This is a genomic window from Paenibacillus sp. FSL K6-1217 (assembly GCF_045040735.1).
Lineage (GTDB): Bacteria > Bacillota > Bacilli > Paenibacillales > Paenibacillaceae > Paenibacillus_AQ.
In genome coordinates this window covers 3,750,084-3,769,254 of the sequence record NZ_CP150271.1, presented here as the reverse complement: position 1 = coordinate 3,769,254, position 19,171 = coordinate 3,750,084, and the positions used below count along the sequence as shown (strand labels likewise).

The window sequence follows — 19,171 nt, the reverse complement described above, 5'->3', positions numbered from 1 at the left end:
CATGGCGGAAACAGCAGCAGCTCCCAAAAATGTGAAATTTATTATTACCCGCCAGGATGAACCGGAGACCAGCCCCTATACGGAGGAGTTCGAGCTTGCCTACCGCCCGGGGATGAACGTGATCAGCGCGCTGATGGAAATTCAGCGCAATCCGGTGAACGCAAAAGGCGATAATACGGTTCCCGTATGCTGGGAATCCAACTGTCTGGAAGAGGTCTGCGGTGCTTGCTCCATGGTCATCAACGGCAAGCCCCGTCAGGCCTGCGCAGCGCTGATCGACAATCTGGAGCAGCCGGTACGCATCGAGCCGATGAAGACCTTCCCGGTCGTCCGCGACCTGGTGATTGACCGCAGCCGGATGTTCAATGCCCTGAAGCGGGTGAAGGCCTGGATTCCGATTGACGGCACATATGATCTCGGTCCGGGACCGCGTATGCCGGAGAAGAAGCGCCAGTGGGCATATGAGCTGTCCAAATGCATGACCTGCGGCGTCTGTCTGGAGGCTTGCCCGAATGTCAACGAGAAGACCGATTTCATCGGGCCTGCAGCCATCTCGCAGGTGCGCCTGTTCAACGCTCACCCTACAGGCGAGATGAACGCTGAGGAGCGCCTTGATGCGCTGATGGAAGACGGCGGCATCGACGGCTGCGGCAACTCGCAGAACTGTGTACGGGCCTGCCCGAAGGGTATTCCGCTCACGACTTCGATTGCTGAGATTAACAAGCAGACGACGAAGCATATGTTCAAGCGCTGGCTGGGTGTATAAGCCACAGGAGCGGGGACAGATCACGTAGACTACATTCAATTCATAAGCAATACCATAACAGGCCATCCGGGAGTGAATCCCGAAATGGCCTGTTTGGCTATGCGGGTGATGATGAGTTGTCATCGCTGGAAGAAATGAGGAAATGACTGGCAGAGTGCCTGGTGTTTCTGTGAGGGCTCAAACAGGGTACATTTGTAGACAGCCTGTAATGAAGAGCCTGAAAATGCATAGAATAGCCATACGTCTGGCAGGTTCCAATAAATATGGGTGGATATGTTATAATCTACATAGCTTAGAATAGCATTCTGGCACTTAGTCAACGGGGAGGAATGACTGTGATTTGTCGTGAACAGGACGGAGTCTTAGTAATGACGAAGCAGCATGAGCACGGGCTGCTGGCCGGGGAATTTGCGAAATGGTTCAAGGAAGAGCACACGCCGGCGGAAGGCCGCCGGGCCGAGGTACTGTGGGCAGTAAGTAATCATGACCGGGGCTGGATCGACCTGGATGAGACACCGTTCTGGAACGATGCAGAGGGATTGCCGTATAGCTTCCTCGATTTCCCGGTTGTGCCGAAGCTGACCTTCTACAGACGGGGAATTGATGAGATTGAAGCGCAGACGCCTTACGGGGCGCTGCTGTGCAGTTCGCATTTTGAACGGCTGATTGAGGTGTCGGGTGAGGAATGCCCGGAGCTGACACGATATCTCCAGGGTGAAGCGGACCGCAGAGCACGTATCCATCGCGGGCTGGAGCAGAGCAAGCCGCTTGAAGAAGGCGAGTTATACTATGACGCCAGACTGCTGCAGTTCTGCGATGACCTGTCGCTGTTCCTGGCGCTCAGCAAGCCGGGCAGCGCAGAATCCGAGAAGCATCCCTGGTTCGTCGACGGCTTCTCGGGCAGCGAGGAGTTCAGCTTCACTTCCGGCCGTGCCATAGAGGCGGAGTGGCAGGACAGCACCACGCTGACCCTGACACCGTTCCCGTTCATGAAGGAGATCGAAGTCAGCTTCAAGCAGCGGCGGGTCAGCCGGGCGGACATTGAGGAGAAGGGAATTGCCCGCGCCTACCGCGAGGCTCCTGAAGAAGAATGCCGGATTACTGTCATTAGCGGAGCGGAAGAGGATTCCCAGGTGAAGACCGGAGCCAGCCAGCAATCGGAGAGACAGCAGAGGTAAGGCAAGTCCGGGATCATAGAACAGGAGCGTAAAGGCCATGGGTTGGTGGGTATGGACTTTTAATTTTGTTGCCATCGTTATGCTGGTACTGTGCTTTAACCGGATGAAGCTGAGCTGGATGAGCAGGGGAGTGCTGCTCGCTCCGATCCTGATCTATGCGCTGATCTCGGTCGAGGATCTGCTGAACCTGATCGAACTGGGCAACATTGTGCCAGGCAACCGGGGACTGCGCGGACTGATTCTGCTATTTGTTCTGGCTTCGGTCCTGTTTTATATTCTGTTTATTTTTCATGAGATCAAGGATTCCAACAGCAAGGAAGTCAGGCTCCAGCAGACCCTGGTGCGTATCAGCATCGCTGCGTTTACCTGCATTCTTTTTTTTACAGTCGTATATACATCCGTATATAAGCTGTTTGGACAGTCCTCTTTCGAGGGGGAGGGATTGGGGCAGGACCTGCTTAGCCAGTTGATTACATTTCTCTATTTCAGCGTAGCTACCTTTACAACAGTCGGTTACGGGGATATAGCTCCCATAGACAACACCTCAAGGCTTGTTGTAGTCATGCAGATCTGCTTCAGCTTCATTACCGTCGCCTATGCGCTGTCCATGCTGGGCCTGTTCCGCAAGATTCTTGGGCCGGATACGACGGAGGAAGAGGTTGAAGCAGCGATAGAAGTGGATATTGATGACAAGGTGGATGAAGCCGTAGAGGATAAGGAAGAGGAACTGGAGGAGCAGGGAACGCAGGATTCCAGGCAAAAGTCATAATCGATAGGTACCCAATAGATTTCAAGATGGAAAGGAGAATCTCCCTATGAGCAAAAAGCCGTTCGGGAGCTCTCCCGGGCGTACGGTTCCTGCGGCGGCGGACGGCGCAGGCACGGGCCCTCCGCCGCCGGAAGGCCGGAGCGGCCGCAAGATGACCCGCCGCCAGTTTCTGGCCCGCGGGGCAGGCGCGGTGGCCGGAGCGGGTCTCCTCGCCGCTGGCTATGCCTGGCAGGGGGAGCCGAACTGGTTAGAGGTGACCCGCCGGGAGCTGCCGCTTGCGGAGCTGCCGTCCGCGTTCGCCGGGACCCGGCTGGCCCATTTCAGCGATGTGCATCTGGGCTTCAACAAGGATGCGGATGATCTGGCCCGGCTGACGAAGCGTATTAAGGAAGAACAGCCGGATCTGATCTGCTTCACCGGGGATATCGTGGACAGCTATGCGGAAGACATGACCGATTCGGTCCCGCTTCTTGCAGAACTGAAGGCCCCGCTGGGGAAGTATGCCATCCTCGGGAATCATGATTACAAGAATACGGAGCTGCTGACAAGACTGCTGACGGAGGCCGGATTCCGCGTATTGCGTAACCAGTCCTATCTGATCAAGCAAGGCGGAGCCGTGATGGCCGTGGCAGGACTGGATGATATGCTGCATGGCAAGCCGGACCCTGAGGCAGCTATCCAGGGGATTCCGGACGGGACGTTCACGGTGCTGCTGATGCATGAGCCGGATTACGCCGATGTGGCGGAAGCGTATCCTTTTCACCTTCAGCTCTCGGGGCACAGCCACGGCGGTCAGATTCGCCTGCCGCTGGTCGGAGCGCCATTCACGCCTTACGGGTCTCAGAAATACATAGACGGCTTGTATTATACAGAGAATAAGGCCATGCCGGTGTATGTGAACAGGGGCTTCGGCGAGACATTGATGCCGCTGCGCTTCCTGTGCCGCCCGGAGCTTACTGTGCTGACCCTGCGACGGGGGTAGCCGGGCGGCAATGGATGGATGTCGAGGCGAGAGCGGAAGAGGGAGAAATTCATGAGCACTTATGAGATGATCATGGGGATGTCGCTGCAAGGCTCCAGAGTAGAACTGAAGAATATGGCGTCCGGCGACGGAGCGCAGCTGAAGTCGCTGCTCTCCCACCCGGAGGTACAGCCGCATATTCAGCTGCGCCATGCATCATCTTCCCGTCAGGGCGTGCTGGATAGGCTGGTGAACCAGATGCTGCACGGCTTTGATCCTTGCGCCCTGCATGCAGGAATCTATATCCTGGGACAGCCGGAGCTAATCGGCTCCGTCTCCTTGCAGAACTGGAACCGGCTGGAGGGCCATGCCGTGCTGGGCTATATGCTGAATCCGTTATGCTGGGGCCGCGGCTATGCGGCTGAGGCATTGGGATTGCTACTGGCTTATAGCTTCAGTGAACTGGGCCTGAGGAAGGTCGAGGGGCGCTGCCGGGGGGATAATCACCGGTCCGCCCAGGTCATGCTGAGGAACGGCCTCACCTTGGAGCGGACCCTGCCGATGGCGGACGGCTCGGGCGATGTAATGAAAGTATTCACATTGTTACACAAATGAAATAATGCCGTTATCAAACTCTAACAGTCAGCGGTTAAACTAAGTACATGACCCCCTTTTGAAAATATAACTGCTGTTGGGACCCGATGATTCGGGTCCATTTTTTTTGGGCTTGTGCGGGTAGGGGCTCCCATGAAGGGGATGAATCCCTTTGGTGTGGCTGGAAGTGGGCTGGAGAGGAAAATGAAAGGGATGAATCCCATAGAATTAGGTGTAAGTCGGCTGGGCGAGCGAATGAGGAGCACTAGTGCACCTGAATTCCAAGAAAGTTGGCTAAATGAGTGAATGAGGAGCACTAGTGCACCTGAATTCGTAGATAGTTGGCTAAATGAGCGAATGAGGAGCATTAGTGCACCTGAATTCGTGAATAGTTGGCTAAATGGCCGAATGAGGAGCACTAGTGCACCTGAATTCGTAGATGGTTGGCTAAATGAGTGAATGAGGAGCACTAGTGCACCTGAATTCGTGAATAGTTGGCTAAATGGGCTGAATGAGGAGCACTAGTGCACCTGAATTCGTGAATAGTTGGCTAAATGAGCGAAGGAGGAGCATTAGTGCACCTGAATTCGTGGGTAGCGGGCGGATCGGGCGAATGAGGGCACTCCATTGTGAGCTGGCGGTCTCCACTGGAGTTAGGCTATGATAGTGTACATGGTATATGTATATGTATTCTGAATAAATCGGGGAGGGGACGAGCTCTTGAATGATGTGATTAGACTACTTATGAACCACCGTTCTTTCCGGCAGTATAGCGGGCAGGCGGTGGAGCCGGAGAAGCTGAAGATGATTATTGAAGCTGCCCAGGCGGCGCCTTCCTGGGTGAACGGCCAGCAGGTATCGGTCATTGCGATCCGCAGCGAAGAACGGAAGCGGCAGCTATCGGCCCTGAGCGGCAACCAGAAGCATGTGGCGGAAGCGCCGGTATTCCTGGTGTTCTGCATGGACTTTCACCGGGCCCGCCTTGCGGCTGAGCTGGAAGAGCAGCCGTTCGAGACGGTTGCGGATGTAGACGCGCTGCTCGTTGGGGCCACGGATGTCGGCATTGCTCTATCGAACGCGGTGGCTGCCGCCGAGTCGCTGGGACTGGGGATTATCCCCATCGGCGGCGTACGCCGCAACACAGCCGGAGTTATTGAGCTGCTGCAATTACCCGAGTATGTGTTCCCGGTGGTCGGCCTCTGCATCGGCTATCCGGCGGGGGAGCAGCCGAAGAGTTCACGCTTGCCAATAGCGGCTGTATATCATGAAGAAGTGTATAACCCGGATCAGAGAGGCCTGATTGAAGCTTATAATGAGACCCACCGTGAGCTGCTCAAGGCCCAGGGTCTGACGGAGCGGAACTGGACCAGTATGATTGCCCGCTTCTATGCCCTGAATCCGCAGTATGGGGACTCACAGCGTACGCTGAAGCAGCAGGGCTTCAGCTGTGCGAATCTGAATAAGGAGTAACTAGTTAACGTCCAGAGGAATGCAGATCCCCCCCGGATCTGCAGCTCAGTCGGTGGGCAGGCGGCTGTTAGATGCTAGTGAAGAGTTGGAAGGTAGCAGCTAACAGTTTGTAGTCTGATTCTCAAATAGTATCGCCTTAGCCCAATAGAAACCCCGCCTTGCAAGTCTGGTGCAGACTTTGGTAAGGCGGGGTTTTTGAAATGAATTATGCGTCTGCTTACAGCGCAACCTTAACCTTCTCGCGCCGCTTGTAATAGACCCAGTACTCGAAGCCAATCTCCTTCAGCCGCGCAGCCACCTGATTGCGCTGATCGGCAACGCGGGCAGGGAGGTGGGCATCGGAGCCGAAGCTAACCTCCACGCCGAAATGCAGGGCCCGCTCCAGAATCTCATCGGAAGGGTACCAGCCGCCGCACAGCTTGGTGCCGCCGGAGGTGTTGATCTCGATGGCCGGGCCGCATTCACCGATGACCCGCAAGGCTTCGTCAATCTCCTCGGGGGCAGCGATCTCGGAGAACGGCGGATAGTTCCCTTTCATGGCATCGATATGGCCGAGAATCTGGAAGATGCCGCTGCGCGCGGATTCGGCAATCAGCCGGTAGTACTCGCTTTTGGAAGCAAGCCTCTGCCCGGGGGCCAGCCCCTTCCAGCGTCCCTGGTTAAAGATACTGACCCCGTCTACATGATGCACGGAGCCGATCACATAATCGAACGGATAGGCGGCGTAGGTCTTGCGGTACAGCTCCGCATGCTCCGGGAAATAGTCGGATTCCATACCGAGCAGGACGTCGATGCGTCCTTCGTACTCTTTTTGCAGCGCCAATACTTCCTCCACATAGTGAACCAGCTCGGACTTGGCCATGGCAATACGCGGAAAAGCCTGCTCGGACGGGCTTCCGAAGTAAGGCGAATGATCGGAAATACCGATAACATCCAGCCCCGCCGCTATTCCGGCTTCAATATAATCGCGGATCGTGCCGTCAGCATGGCCGCAGCGGAAATGATGGGTATGCAGGTCGAACTTCATTATGGGAACATCTCCTTAGGCCAAAATGGCGAAATAGGGTGCAGGTTATTCTGAGCCGATAAACTGGGTCTCGGGCATTCCCTTAAGATCGCTCAGGAACTGTCTCATTGCAGAATTGACATATTTGCCGGACTTGGTAATGACACCAACCGGATGGGTCACCTCAAGCTCGATGATCGGGACGATGCGCAGGGTTCCGCTTCTGACCTCGGCAGTGACAGACTGCTTGGAGATCACCGCCGCCCCCAGATCCAGCTCCACCATCCGTTTCACTTCCTCACTGCTGGTCAGCTCCATGATCACTAACGGCTGAATGCCGTGCTTGGCCAGCACCTCATCGACAAATTTCCGTCCAACCGTATCGGGCGAGAGCAGGATGAGCGGGATGGTGCCCAGGGCCTCGATCCCGGCCGATTTGACCTGGGCCAGCGGATGGCGGGGCGAAACAACCAGTTCGAAAGTATCATAATACAGGACCGAGGTAGTCATCCCCGGGTTGCGGCCGATCAGATAGCCGATGCCGACATCCACAATCCCGTTTTCGACATGCTGGTAGATCTGGGAGGAGGACATGGATGAGATCGAGGTTTTGATATGAGGGAACTGATCCTGGAAATAGGAGAGCACCCGGGGGAGAATCTGAATGGCGATGGAGGTGGTCGTACCGAGAATAATATGCCCTTGGGGATTCTCTTCGAGATCGGCAAGGCGCTGCTTAAGCTCATCTACGATTCCAACAATCTGTTCCGCGTGGGCGAGGAAAACCTTGCCCCTGTCCGTCAGCGTCACCGGCTGATTCCGGTCAACAAGCTGGGTTTTGAACTCTTCCTCCAGGCTTTTAATCTGCGCCGAGACCGCAGGCTGCGTCAGGTTGAGCAGCTCGCCCGCCTTGCGGAAGCTCATGGTTTTGGAGATGGTGATCAGTGTTTCGAGCTGGCTGATATTCATGGACTTGCCCCCTTATGGCTACCGGATGGTGCCGCCGTATATTTGTACAAATGGGGAAAGCCGCAGCTTTCCGGTGGATATATGCGTACATGTCTGCTTCCTGAAGTTAGAGTCTGCAAGCTGCGGATTCTGACAAGGTAGACGGGTAAAAGGGTCGCTGTGAGCGCTGTACTCGGAGGGTGTGATGCCGCAGATCTTGCGTTTATTGATTAAATTATAGGAGATTCCTCCCGGGAGGGCAATGTTGCCGCCCAAACTATCTTCAGAAATCATTCGACAAGACCATTAATTTTTGGTGAATAATGCCGATATATGAAGTATAATAAATTTTATTGCTTAGGACTTTTGGTATATGACTAAAGACTGGTCGAGGGGGACAGCACTTTCATGAAAGCAGAAGTAATTAATCCGTTTTTAGAGTCTGCGCGCATTGTAATTGAACAGGTGATCCAAGTCTCGCCGTCCACCGGTATGCTGGGGATTAAGGATATTGAACTGATCGACAATCATATATGGATTCAAGTGGGAATGACAGGTCAGCTCAGCGGGAATATTATCTTCGGGATTGCCGAGCAGGTAGCGCTGAAGATCGTGTCAGCCATGATGGGCGGTTATGTGATAACAGAGATGGATGAGATGGGCCAGAGCGCCATTTCAGAGCTGGGCAATATGATCAGCGGCAATGCCAGTACTATTCTATCCAATCAAGGAGTGTCGGTAGACATTACCCCGCCGAAGCTGATGAAGTCTGAGAGCATGTCCATACTGCCGCGCAGAGCGCTGAGTATTCCTCTTGTGATGGAAGGCATCGGAGAGCTGGATATTCAGGTGATGATCTCTTAGGCGGAGAACCGGGAGTTGAATCTATTCGATGGCATTACAAGGCAAAATTGTGGTGATTACAGGAGCATCCAGCGGCATAGGTGCGCTTACGGCACAGATGCTCAGCGGGCGCGGGGCTGTTCCCGTTCTGCTGGCCCGTTCTAAGGACAAGCTGCAGGCTACTGCGGCCGGAATTCAGGGGACTTATGGGCTGTTCGTCTGCGATGTGACCGATGAGGCGGCGGTGAAGCGTACTTTTGCAGAGATCCTGGAGCAATACGGCAGAATTGACATTCTGCTCAACAATGCCGGTTACGGCAAGTTTGCCGCTTTTACAGAGATGGAGTCTGAAGAATTCGCTGACATGATGGATGTCAACTATATGGGAATTGTACGCTGCACCAAGGCTGTCGTTCCTCATATGCTTACGCGCGGCAGCGGTCAGATCGTGAATGTGGCTTCCATGGCCGGCAAAATCGGAACTGCACGCTCGGTGTCCTATACAGCCACCAAACATGCAGTGCTCGGCTTCACCAATGCGCTCCGCCAGGAGCTGCGGAGGAGCGGAATTGTGGTCTCGGCCGTGAACCCCGGACCCATCGCCACCGAATTCTTCAAGACCGCCGACCCTTCAGGCAATTATGAACGAAGCGTAAGCCGGATCATGATGACGCCGCAGCATGTGTCCGCGAAGATCGTCAAGCTGATGGACAAGGGCAAAGAGGAAGTGGATCTGCCCGGTCTGGCAGGCTTCGGCATCCGTCTCTATGGTCTGTTCCCGCGGCTGGCCGACAAGCTGACCTATAACCTGATGAACAGAAAATGAACAGGCCATCGTCACCGGCTGTGGCGTGAACGGCTTGTCCCCCTTTGGTATACAGGATGGTATGACCGTGGTAGATACGGCCCCAACTTAGATTTTATGGCCCTCCATTTGGTGGAGAGGCCTTTTTGGCATATAATGAACATATTATCTTAAGTGAAAAGGATGAAACCCTATTATGAATAAAGCTTCTTTTGCGGCTATCGGCATTCAGGAAGACCTGGCTGCCCGCTTGTCTGAATTCGGCATCACGGAACCCTCCCCAGTACAGGAGCAGACCATTCCGCTTCTGCTGGAAGGAAGGGATGTTCTGGCCGCTTCCCAGACAGGAACAGGCAAGACGCTGGCTTATCTGCTGCCGCTGCTGCAAGGGATTAACCCGGACTCGAAATCGGTGCAGAAGCTCGTGCTGGCCCCAACCCAGGAGCTGGCGATGCAGATCCTCCGTGAAGCGGAGCGCTACGGGGCACACCGGGGCATCCGGGCGATGGGGTTGATCGGCGGGGCAGCGATCAAGCGTCAGATTGACAAGCTGCGGGAGCATCCGCACCTGGTGGTAGGTACTCCGGGACGCATACGTGAGCTGATCGGGCTGCGCAAGCTCAAGATGCATGAGGTAAGCACGATTATTCTTGATGAGGCGGACCAGATGTTCCAGCTTAGCGGGGCGGGCGAAGTGACGAAGATCGTCAGCAGCGCACTGCGTACGCGGCAACTGGTCATGCTGTCGGCCACGATTGGACCGGAGACCCGTCTGCTGGCAAACCGGGAGATGAAGAATCCGGCGGAGGTGGGCATCGATCCCGGCATGATGACCGCAGAGAGCCTGGAGCATCACTATGTGGTATGCGAGGAGCGCAACAAGATCGATATGCTGCGCCGGGTGATCCGCCACTACAAGCCGGAGCGGGCCATTGTCTTCGTGAACGCGACGGACGATATTGCCGAGGTAACGGCGAAGCTGAACCATCTGGGGCTTCCGGCCGCAGCGCTGTACGGCGATGCCGACAAGGTGACGCGTGCAAGCGTGCTGGCCCGCTTCCGGGACGGCAAGCTTAAGGTACTGGTCGCCAGCGATGTAGCGGCCCGGGGTCTGGACATTGAGAATCTGACGCTTGTCGTCAGCTTCGATCCGGCCTTCGACTCCGAGCACTATGTCCACCGTGCCGGACGGACCGGGCGCATGGGCAAACGCGGCTTATCCGTAACGATCGTTACGGAGCAGCAGACGTTCATCATGCGCAAATTCGCCCGCGAGCTGGATATCCAGCTGGACGAGCGGGCGATGACCTTCGGCAAGGCGCTGGCGGAAGGCGAGCGCGCCGAGCTGCGCAGCGGCGGGGGCGCGCAGACCCGCCGCGAAGGGGCTGAACCGCGCGGCGGCATTGCAGCGCCGCGCACCGGCAAGCCGCAGGTGCGGACCTCTGCGGCTGGAACAGCCGGAGGGACCGGCGGCGAAGCGCCGGCAGGGCAGCCGGGCGGAGCGGCTGGCAGCAGCGGGCTCACGGCACGGCGCGAGCAGCACCGGCCGGGAATAAGCGCCGGCACGCGCAGCGCGGCGGGGGCCGGGGGCAAGGCCCGCAGCCAGGCGGAGCGGGATAAGAACCGCAAGAATAAGGGAGCCCCGAAGTGGCTCAAGAACAAAACCCCGAGAGGTGACGGCCAATGAATACAGCTCCCGTATTGGAAATTACGGGCCTCAGCGGAGGCTACAGTCTGAACAAGCCGGTGCTTCATAACATCGGCCTGCAGGTGCAGCCCGGTGAGATGGTTGGGTTAATCGGACTGAATGGTGCGGGCAAGAGCACCACAATGAAGCATATCCTGGGGCTGATGTCCCCGCATAAGGGTGAGATTACAGTACAGGGGAAGACGCGCAGCAGCGATCCTGAGAGCTACCACAGTGCGCTGTCCTTCGTGCCGGAATCCCCTCTGCTCTATGAGGAAATGACGGTTCGTGAGCATGTGGAATTCACTGCCAGAGCGTATGGCGTTGAACGCAGTGATTATGAATCACGCACCAGCCAGCTGGCCGCACTCTTCAATATGGAGGACAAGATGGATACGTTGTCCTCCCATCTGTCCAAGGGCATGAAGCAGAAGGTGATGATCATGTGCGCATTCGTGGCGCGTCCGGCTCTGTATGTGATCGACGAGCCGTTCCTCGGCCTCGACCCGCTGGGTATCCGCTCCCTGCTGGATTTCATGCTGGACCTGAAGAAGTCCGGGGCCTCGATTCTGCTCAGCTCGCATATCCTCTCCACCATCGAGAACTATTGTGACCGGTTCATTGTGCTGCACCGCGGAATGGTGATTGCGGAGGGAACACTCGCCGAAATGACCGCGAAGGCCGGACGGCAGGGCTTGAATTTGGAGCAGCTGTTCTACGAGCTGGTTCAGGGAGGGAAATAATATGGATTTGAAGGAGCTGCGCCGGCAGCGGCGCAGCCGGTTCACAGGTAGCTTGATCCCCTATGTGGGTTATATTATTCAGAGCGGTGTAGCGATGGTGTTCCTGCTGGTGCTGATTATGTTCTCTGCCTGGTACACGGCGCTGCTGCGCGATATTCCGCCTGGCATACCGATCCGCTGGATTATGCTCGTCCTGCTGGTGCCTGCGGCGGTGCACAGCAGCTTCCGGACGTATCTGCAGACCCCGGATACGATCTTCCTGCTGCCGCAGGGCCACCGGATGCGGGAGTATTTCGCCCCGGCCTGGTTCAGCGGCAATGTGTGGAAGATTCTGCGACTGGCCTTTATCCTCATTACCTTATGGCCGCTGTACATACGTACCGGGGAGTCCCCGAGGGGGCTGCTGGCTACTCTGCTGGTGCTGATTCTGGTCAAGCTGGTATCCAGCTACGGGTTATGGCGGGAGACGGCGATGCTCTCCCGTCCGGCTGCGGCAGCCTATAACCTGCTGCGCTGGGCAGTAGGCGGTCTGATGGTTGCGGCATGGCTATGGCAGCCGTCTGTGCGCGCCCTGATCTTCATTCTGATCCTGGGCGCAGCCTATGTGGCCGCGTTGGCCGTCCCTGGCCGGCATGCGGTTCCGTGGGAACGCCTGATCACCATGGAGAAGAACCAGGGCACAAGGGCGCTGATGGTCCTCGGCTGGTTCGTCGATGTACCGGGACGCGAGCAGCGGGTCTATGCCCGCCGTTATCTGTCACGCTGGGGCAGCGGTCTGAGCTGGCAGCGGGATTCCGCCTACCGGTTCCTCTTGACCAAAAGCTTCGCACGGGGCGATATCTTCGGCATCGTGCTGCGGATGGCCGTGCTGGGCCTGTTCCTGGTCTGGATGATGCGGGATAGCTTCCTGGGCAGCGGCATCTATGTATTCTTCCTCTTCATGATGGGCATTCAGCTCACGGCGCTGCGCAAGCTGCACAGCGAATCGTTCTGGCTGACGGTCTACCCGCTGCCGGAGGGCAGTAAGGGCAAGGGGACAATCCAGTTTGTCTTCCGGGCCCATCTGGTCCTGGCGCTGCTGACCGGATTGCCTCTTCTGCTTCAGGCAGGGCAGCGTCCGCTGGAGGTGCTTGCCACCTTCGCCTGCGGATTCCTGCTGGCGTTCCTGTTTAAGGCCCACTCCACCCGCAAGGACAAGCGTGTGGATGAGGACGACCTGTAGGACAGATTGTAGCAGCGGGCAATGTGTGACACCGCAGCGTGTTGCTTATAACAAATGGCCTCAGGCTCTCGCGAATGCGGAGTCTGAGGCCATTTTAGAAGCTAAGAATCTATAGAAGGGAATCCCCTCTTCATATCAGGTGGAGCAGGGAATGCTATAACACGTGGATCGGAGAGAGCACGCGGCTCCCTCCAGGGGACTCACTCCCTGTTAGACAAAGAGTGAACGGCTGATGATAACCAGCAGGATAAAGAGGACCAGAATGGCTCCAGTACTTGTGAAACCGCCGCCGTATCCGTATCCGCCTCTAACTTCTTCGCTCATGTTCATTCCCCTTTCAAGTGTGTGTTGTTGTACTTGAGTACATCGTATTGTATGTGCGGAGGGAAGAACGTGTATAGGCCAATGCCGTAGCACCGGGCAAAAAAAATCAGCCCCGGCATTCCGGGGCTGATGTATGTGTTCAAAGGCTGCGGTTCATCAGGCTTTCTCCAGATCGCGGACACCTGCATAGACCAGATCGAACAGATCTTCCAATTGATCTTCCTCAATACAGGAGAAGGCAATGCGCAGGTCACTCTCGCCGAGGGCGATGGTTCCCAGGCCGTAGGTATGAATCAAATGGAGCCGCAGGTCTTCGGCGGGCACGGTCAGGAGCTTCAGACACATGAAGTACCCGGAGTTGAACGGATAATATGTCCATACGTCGTCGCCGTATTTGCCGCTGTCCAGCAGGGCTTTCACTTTGTTGGCCCGGCCTTTCATGATCAGGAATTTCTCTTCCTTCTGGGCAGAGAATTCCGGTGCCTTCAGCGCGTCGAGCACGAAGGTCTGCGATGGATGTGCGCCGCTGGAGATGGTAGCCCGGATAATGCCAAGGGTCTTCTGCTCCAGCGCGGCCAGCAGCTCCTTGTTCTCCGAAGCGTAGGTGATGAAGCCGACGCGGAAGCCCCAGACGAATTCTTCCTTGGTGGCTCCGTCAATCTTGACCGCCAGCACACGGGGATGCAGATTAGCCAGCCTGCCGAACAGCGATTCCTTCAGCGAATCCTCGAAAAAGAGTCCGAAATAGGCGTCATCGCTGACCACTACCACGTTAACGCCTTCTTTGGCAGCACGCAGGATCGCGGCAACGATGGCCTCGCCTTCTGCAAGGCCGGGCGTATATCCGGTTGGGTTATTCGGGAAGTTAAGCAGGACGATGGCTTTGCCGCGTTCCTTCTGGGCCAGCAGGGCATCCAGCAGACCTTCACTGTTGAAGCTCATGTCCTCAGTGAAGAGCGGGTAAGTCACGGTTTCAGTCTGGCGGCGGATGCCGAAGGTCAGCTCGTAATTCTCCCAGTTTTTGTCCGGATAAATGACGGCATCCCCAGGCTCTGCGAACAGATCGGCGACAATGCTAAGCCCGTGGGTCAGCGCGTTCGTTACGATTGGATTACTGAAAGACTTGCCTTCCAGCGACGGATTCTCACGCAGCATCTTCTCCCGCCAGACGGAACGCAGCTCCGGCTTGCCTGCTGGAGGCGCGTAGCCGTACAGGTCTTTGGGACTGAAGGCGGAGAGCTTATCCTGAATTACGCCAAGGTGCATCGGCATCCCGTTCTCGGTGGCAATTCCGATGGTGGCGTTATACTTTTTGGCATGAGCCGTTGCCTCTGCAGATTGGCTCAGAATCCCCTCTTTGGGAAAATAGATCGCTTTACCGAGACTTGAGAGCATATCGTACACATGTTCATTGCCTGCCTTGATGCTGTCATTCAATTGTCCAGCCAGTGGGTTCATCAGTTTCATCCTTCCGGTATTCTTCTGGGATATATACGCTAACATTGCCTAACATTATAACACCGCGGCATGCCGCCGTCACTGAGTAATGCGGTGATTTGATAAATAGTTTTGGAATCCGGCGGCGGCCCGCTCCGTTGCGGCATGCGGAAGATGTACAAACAGGAACCGGACAAGGTATTATGAAAAGTAAGCTTATGCAATATTTTTAGGGAGGGAATCATATGCTGCATGCATCGCCATCCTCTTTTGTAATCCTCCCGGCCCTGGCGAAGATTGTCTGTGAACCGGGCTGGAAGTGGCAGAAAAGAGAGAAGCCGCTGCAAAATTACGATTTATTCTACGTCTGGAGCGGGGAGGGGACGGTTGTGCGCGGTGGAGTGCCCTACCAGGTAGGGAAGGGAAGCTGCTTCCTGTTCCGCCCGGGAGATTATACCAGCGCCACCCATAATCCGCAAAAACCGCTTGTGCTTACATATATTCACTTCGACGTTACCGAAGAGGTGACCGAGGTGCCGGCGTTCTACCATGAGCTGACCGAGACGGTGGAATTCGAGCATCTGCTGGCCCGTTATGTCCGGCTGTTCCTGGTGCAGACCTATGCTGCGGAGGAGGAGGGCCGTCTGATTCTGAAGCAGCTGATGATTCATCTGCTGCGGCAGGATCAGGCGAAGCCGGTCGAGCGCCATGTCAGCAACCAGCTGGCAGAGGTGATCCACGAGGTCGCCAACTATGTCAGCCAGCATCCCGGGGCGGCGCACCGGGTAGAGGACCTGGCCGCCCGGGCGGGGCTGTCCCCGCGTTATTTCTCGATCAAGTTCAAGGAGATCACCGGCTCCTCGGTCCAGTCCTATGTAATCCGCGCACGGATTGAACGTGCCCAGCATCTGCTGCTGTATGCGGGTATGAACGTCACGGAGGTGGCGGATGCACTCGGCTACCGCGACATTTTCTTTTTCAGCCGCCAGTTCAAGCAGCACACCGGTAAAAGCCCGTCAGAGATCCGCTGAAGCGGTGGAGTGGTTAGTGGTGCTATCCTAGTTATCCTGCCAGATGTGCTATTGGTGCGGGATGTGCCATGTCTGCTAAGCGTGTGCTGCGTGTGCCATGTGTGCTATGCGGACCGTGAGGACCTTATTTTGCAAAAAAAGCACCCATTCCGCCCGCTGCGGACTCAGGGGCCGTTATCAGGCAGATTGGGGCCGAAATGGAGCTGTATGGGCAGACTTAAGAGCATCTGAGTCCGCCTGGCCTGCGTTATACAGCAGAATAGCTGAAATAACGGCTTTCCAGTCCGCAAGATAGGCCTGAAGTTGAAGCGGACACCGCTCTGTGACACAATAAAAGAAAGCACTGCGAAATATACACGGAAGAAGGAGAGAGCTTATGTACGAAATAGTACTGATACGGCATGGAGAGAGTGAATACAACCGGCAGAATCTGTTTACGGGCTGGAGTGATCCCGATCTGACGGAGAAAGGGATTGAGGAGGCGAAGAAGGCGGGCAGGCTGCTGAAGGATGCCGGATATACCTTTGATCTTGCGTTCGCCTCTGTGCTGAAGCGCTCCATCAAGACGCTGAACTATATCCTGGATGAGATGGATCTGCTGTGGATTCCGGTGCAGAAGTCATGGAAGCTGAATGAGCGCCATTACGGGGCGCTGCAGGGCCTGAGCAAAAGTGAAACCGCGCTGAAATACGGTGAGGAGCAGCTCCATATCTGGCGGCGCAGCCTCTCGGTCCGGCCTCCTCAGCTGGAGGCGGATGATCCGCGTTATGCCAGACATGATATCCGCTATAAGGAAGTGCGTCCGGGCGATATCCCGCACGGGGAGAGCCTGGAGGATACCGTGCACCGGGTCGGCGATTTCTGGGCCAACCGGATTGTGCCGCTGATCCGCAAGAAGGAGCGGGTCCTGATCTCGGCGCATGGCAACACGCTGCGGGCTCTGATCAAGTATATGGAGGATATCGACGAGACCGCGCTGCTGGATCTCAATATCCCGACCGGCGTTCCGCTGGTCTACAAGCTCGACGACGATGTGAAGCCGCTCAGCCGCTTCTATCTCGGCGAACCGGAAGAGGTGCAGCAGAAGGCCCGCGAGGTGGCAAATCAGAGTAAGGTTACGGAGTAACCGGAGCGTCGCTGCGTCTAGCCTTAGTATAGGCGAACGCAAGCTATGCACTCACCCGGAAGCTTCATTTAGAGTTCGAATAGAGTTCAAAAAAACCCGCCCAAGGTACACAAATTCGTGTCCTTTGGCGGGTTTTGTGCTGTGCGGTAAGTGTGATCCTGTCCCATTATCAGTTGTGATGTTCGTGCAGGAATCAGATCCGGCAGAACTAGACCGGCCGCCGCATCTCTCCCAGCAGCTCGCCCATCTTCACCTTTGTGTCAGGGGCAAGCCCCGGGCGCGGGGTGAAGGTGCCGCTCTCCATCAGCAGGACGACCGTGGAACCGAATTCGAAATAAGCCAGATCGTCGCCGCGCTGCCATTCTTTGGCCGTCTCATCGGTGTAGCGGATACTGCTCACATTCATTGCGCCAACCTTGACCACGGCGGTCTCGCCATGGCTGCCGGCTATATAAGTAATCAGCCGTTCATTGCGGCTCAGGACACTCTTCATATGGCGCATGCCGAAATCATTCACGGGATATGCCCGTCCGCGGATATAATCGCTCTCCCTCAGTTGTCCGGTTAACGGGGAGTGAATCCGGTGATAATCGGTAGGGCTTAAGTAGAGGACGAAATAATAGCCTTTCTTGTACAATTCGAGGTGTGGCGAGTGATTAAGCAAATCCTCCAGCGTATAATCCTGCCCCTTCACATTCATTATCGTGCCGCAGTTGATCGCGCCCATCGCCGTAATCATAGCGTCCACGGGACTGGCTACGGCATGTTCACCGCTGGCCACCGGACGCATTCCCGGCTTCAGGCGGCGGCTGAAGAATTCATTCAGTGTACGGTATTCTCCGGCAGCCTTCTCCGCCTCGGCGGCAGGAATCTGATAGGAACGAATAAATACCGGAATCATAAGGCGGCTGAGTCTGCTGTGGGATAAAGACCCCATCAACCTGGAAAGCCATCTGTGCGAGGATAGCTCGGTCATCAGCCGCAGCAATTGTTTAACCATGCCCATCTCCCTTCCATCATGCAGCAGTACAAATCCCGTGCCAAGGGACTCCACCCGCTCTGCATTATATTGACATAGAATAGGAGACAAATCAATAAGAGTTCGTTCTTAATGCTTCTTCGTACAGATATCTGGCATAGCCCATAGGCTGGCGGTAGCTGTCTTTCCATACCCCGCGCAGTCCGGCCTTCTGAAAGCCGTAACGCTGGTCGCGCCCGTTGCATTCAATGAAGTACAGCTGTCCGTGCTTCGTGACACCGATGTCCAGACCGATATCGGCCAGCCCCGGCAGACTTTTTTCCAGTTCACGGGCGATGGCAAGACTGAGGGAGAGGACGGACATTCGGATTCTGGCCGCTTCTTCTCCAGGGAATGCCTGCTCCAGTGCAAAAGAAGACTTCAGGGCTTCGCCCCCCCTTGCAATGTTCGATACAAAGCCGCCGGGGGCGGCCAGCTTGGCGAACAGGCCGGTGACCTGCCACGCTCCTCCCCAGCCCCGCTGTACTGTGACACGCAGGTCAAAGGGGCGTCCGTTAATCTCGGCCAGCGGAATCCGCTCCTGGACCAGATAGGGCACGGAAGAGAGCCGGGCGCGGAGGGTCCGGGGGAGTGCGTCAGGGTTAATAGCTCTGCTAACCTTGCGTCTTGAGCCGGAGAGAGAGTAGCTCCAGAGCCAGCGCCCTTCGCCGCTGCGGGTGAGACGCATCACGCCGTTACCCACGCTGCCCCGGCAAGGCTTGAGGATCAGATCCGGGTAGCGGTGCATCATCTCCCTCAGGCCGGAGAGTCCGCTTGAAGTGACCGGCAGCACGGCTTGCAGTTCGCGGCTGCGCTCCAGCAGGCCGTGAATCTGATCCTTGCCGTAACGGTTGCAGCTGTTATAGACCTGGATCCCCTGCCGGAGCAGGCGTTCGACGCCGGTGCTGCGCGAATCATAGATTGCCCGGTTATGAATAACCTCCGGTGTAGGGACGATCTGTCTCCGGTATCCTTGCTGGCCTTTCTTCATATAGACACTGCTGAAGCCGGACGCCACGTCGATGTCGGACAGCTTCACAAAGCAAGGGGTTAATCCGTATGCAGCGGCGGCCTCTTCGTAGTTGGCCAGAGATTCCTGTCCGGTTTTTAACCGGGGAACGCCCCCGTGCATAGCGGCATTCAGCAGTATTCCAACGAGCTTTTGCCCCATGTTCGTTCCTCCTGTTATCTTGAAGTACTTCCCGGCTGTTTTTATGTCTCCTGTCATTGTATGTATGTACGT

Annotated in this window: 19 protein-coding genes; 13 read left to right on the top strand and 6 right to left on the bottom strand. The window is 56.2% G+C overall.

Features of this window, described 5'->3' with window-relative positions:
- Position 1 precedes the first annotated feature (1 nt).
- The 6 genes from sdhB (at position 2) to MHH28_RS16555 (ending at position 5,738) form a co-directional block, all read left to right on the top strand.
- Positions 2–766, top strand: a complete 765-nt coding sequence (gene sdhB / locus MHH28_RS16580) for a succinate dehydrogenase iron-sulfur subunit (protein WP_036701591.1) — start codon at positions 2–4, stop codon at positions 764–766.
- 329 nt (positions 767–1,095) lie between these two features.
- Complete coding sequence (locus MHH28_RS16575) at positions 1,096–1,944, top strand: DUF3891 family protein (protein WP_405104174.1); 849 nt, start codon at positions 1,096–1,098, stop codon at positions 1,942–1,944.
- A 37-nt stretch (positions 1,945–1,981) separates the two neighbouring features.
- The gene (locus MHH28_RS16570; protein WP_405104173.1) at positions 1,982–2,713 is read left to right on the top strand and encodes a potassium channel family protein; all 732 of its coding nucleotides are present in this window, start codon (positions 1,982–1,984) and stop codon (positions 2,711–2,713) included.
- A 46-nt stretch (positions 2,714–2,759) separates the two neighbouring features.
- Positions 2,760–3,695, top strand: a complete 936-nt coding sequence (locus MHH28_RS16565; RefSeq protein WP_405104172.1) for a metallophosphoesterase — start codon at positions 2,760–2,762, stop codon at positions 3,693–3,695.
- Between the two features lie 51 nt (positions 3,696–3,746).
- A complete protein-coding gene (locus MHH28_RS16560; protein ID WP_405104171.1) occupies positions 3,747–4,289 on the top strand; it encodes a GNAT family N-acetyltransferase in 543 nt (180 codons plus the stop codon).
- Positions 4,290–5,012: 723 nt separating this feature from the next.
- The gene (locus MHH28_RS16555) at positions 5,013–5,738 is read left to right on the top strand and encodes an NADPH-dependent oxidoreductase (protein WP_405104170.1); all 726 of its coding nucleotides are present in this window, start codon (positions 5,013–5,015) and stop codon (positions 5,736–5,738) included.
- A 217-nt stretch (positions 5,739–5,955) separates the two neighbouring features.
- Here MHH28_RS16555 and MHH28_RS16550 read toward each other — a convergent pair whose 3' ends face one another.
- Together MHH28_RS16550 and MHH28_RS16545 are read right to left on the bottom strand one after the other, a co-directional pair.
- Positions 5,956–6,765, bottom strand: coding sequence for a histidinol-phosphatase (locus tag MHH28_RS16550; RefSeq protein WP_405104169.1), 810 nt, complete (start codon positions 6,763–6,765; stop codon positions 5,956–5,958).
- Between the two features lie 45 nt (positions 6,766–6,810).
- Entirely contained in the window at positions 6,811–7,713 is a 903-nt protein-coding gene (locus MHH28_RS16545; RefSeq protein WP_405104168.1) for a LysR family transcriptional regulator, read from the bottom strand.
- Between the two features lie 387 nt (positions 7,714–8,100).
- Here MHH28_RS16545 and MHH28_RS16540 point away from each other — a divergent pair, with 387 nt between their 5' ends.
- The 5 genes from MHH28_RS16540 to MHH28_RS16520 all read left to right on the top strand — a co-directional run bounded on the left by MHH28_RS16540 (position 8,101) and on the right by MHH28_RS16520 (position 12,992).
- Positions 8,101–8,556, top strand: coding sequence for a chemotaxis protein CheX (locus MHH28_RS16540; RefSeq protein ID WP_405104167.1), 456 nt, complete (start codon positions 8,101–8,103; stop codon positions 8,554–8,556).
- 28 nt (positions 8,557–8,584) lie between these two features.
- Entirely contained in the window at positions 8,585–9,361 is a 777-nt protein-coding gene (locus tag MHH28_RS16535) for an SDR family NAD(P)-dependent oxidoreductase (protein WP_405104166.1), read from the top strand.
- A 175-nt stretch (positions 9,362–9,536) separates the two neighbouring features.
- Complete coding sequence (locus tag MHH28_RS16530; RefSeq protein ID WP_405104165.1) at positions 9,537–11,027, top strand: DEAD/DEAH box helicase; 1,491 nt, start codon at positions 9,537–9,539, stop codon at positions 11,025–11,027.
- Positions 11,024–11,770 carry an ABC transporter ATP-binding protein gene (locus MHH28_RS16525; protein WP_405104164.1) on the top strand — a complete coding sequence of 249 codons (747 nt, stop codon included), beginning with the start codon at positions 11,024–11,026 and terminating at the stop codon, positions 11,768–11,770. Before MHH28_RS16530 ends, MHH28_RS16525 begins: the two co-directional genes overlap by 4 nt.
- A gap of 1 nt (position 11,771) precedes the next feature.
- Positions 11,772–12,992 carry an ABC transporter permease gene (locus tag MHH28_RS16520; RefSeq protein WP_405104163.1) on the top strand — a complete coding sequence of 407 codons (1,221 nt, stop codon included), beginning with the start codon at positions 11,772–11,774 and terminating at the stop codon, positions 12,990–12,992.
- Positions 12,993–13,202: 210 nt separating this feature from the next.
- Here MHH28_RS16520 and MHH28_RS16515 read toward each other — a convergent pair whose 3' ends face one another.
- Both MHH28_RS16515 and MHH28_RS16510 read right to left on the bottom strand, forming a co-directional pair.
- The gene (locus tag MHH28_RS16515; RefSeq protein WP_209875980.1) at positions 13,203–13,316 is read right to left on the bottom strand and encodes a YjcZ family sporulation protein; all 114 of its coding nucleotides are present in this window, start codon (positions 13,314–13,316) and stop codon (positions 13,203–13,205) included.
- Positions 13,317–13,472: 156 nt separating this feature from the next.
- Complete coding sequence (locus tag MHH28_RS16510) at positions 13,473–14,774, bottom strand: aminotransferase class I/II-fold pyridoxal phosphate-dependent enzyme (protein WP_405104162.1); 1,302 nt, start codon at positions 14,772–14,774, stop codon at positions 13,473–13,475.
- A 224-nt stretch (positions 14,775–14,998) separates the two neighbouring features.
- On the opposite strand from MHH28_RS16510, the gene MHH28_RS16505 reads away from it, so the two are divergent.
- Positions 14,999–15,784, top strand: a complete 786-nt coding sequence (locus tag MHH28_RS16505; protein ID WP_405104161.1) for a helix-turn-helix domain-containing protein — start codon at positions 14,999–15,001, stop codon at positions 15,782–15,784.
- 376 nt (positions 15,785–16,160) lie between these two features.
- Positions 16,161–16,910, top strand: coding sequence for a 2,3-diphosphoglycerate-dependent phosphoglycerate mutase (gene gpmA / locus MHH28_RS16500; protein ID WP_405104160.1), 750 nt, complete (start codon positions 16,161–16,163; stop codon positions 16,908–16,910).
- 208 nt (positions 16,911–17,118) lie between these two features.
- On the opposite strand, the gene asd is transcribed toward gpmA, so the two are convergent.
- Positions 17,119–17,910, bottom strand: coding sequence for an archaetidylserine decarboxylase (gene asd, locus MHH28_RS16495; RefSeq protein ID WP_405104159.1), 792 nt, complete (start codon positions 17,908–17,910; stop codon positions 17,119–17,121).
- Positions 17,911–18,001: 91 nt separating this feature from the next.
- A complete protein-coding gene (locus tag MHH28_RS16490) occupies positions 18,002–19,099 on the bottom strand; it encodes a YheC/YheD family protein (protein WP_405104158.1) in 1,098 nt (365 codons plus the stop codon).
- Positions 19,100–19,171: the final 72 nt, after the last annotated feature.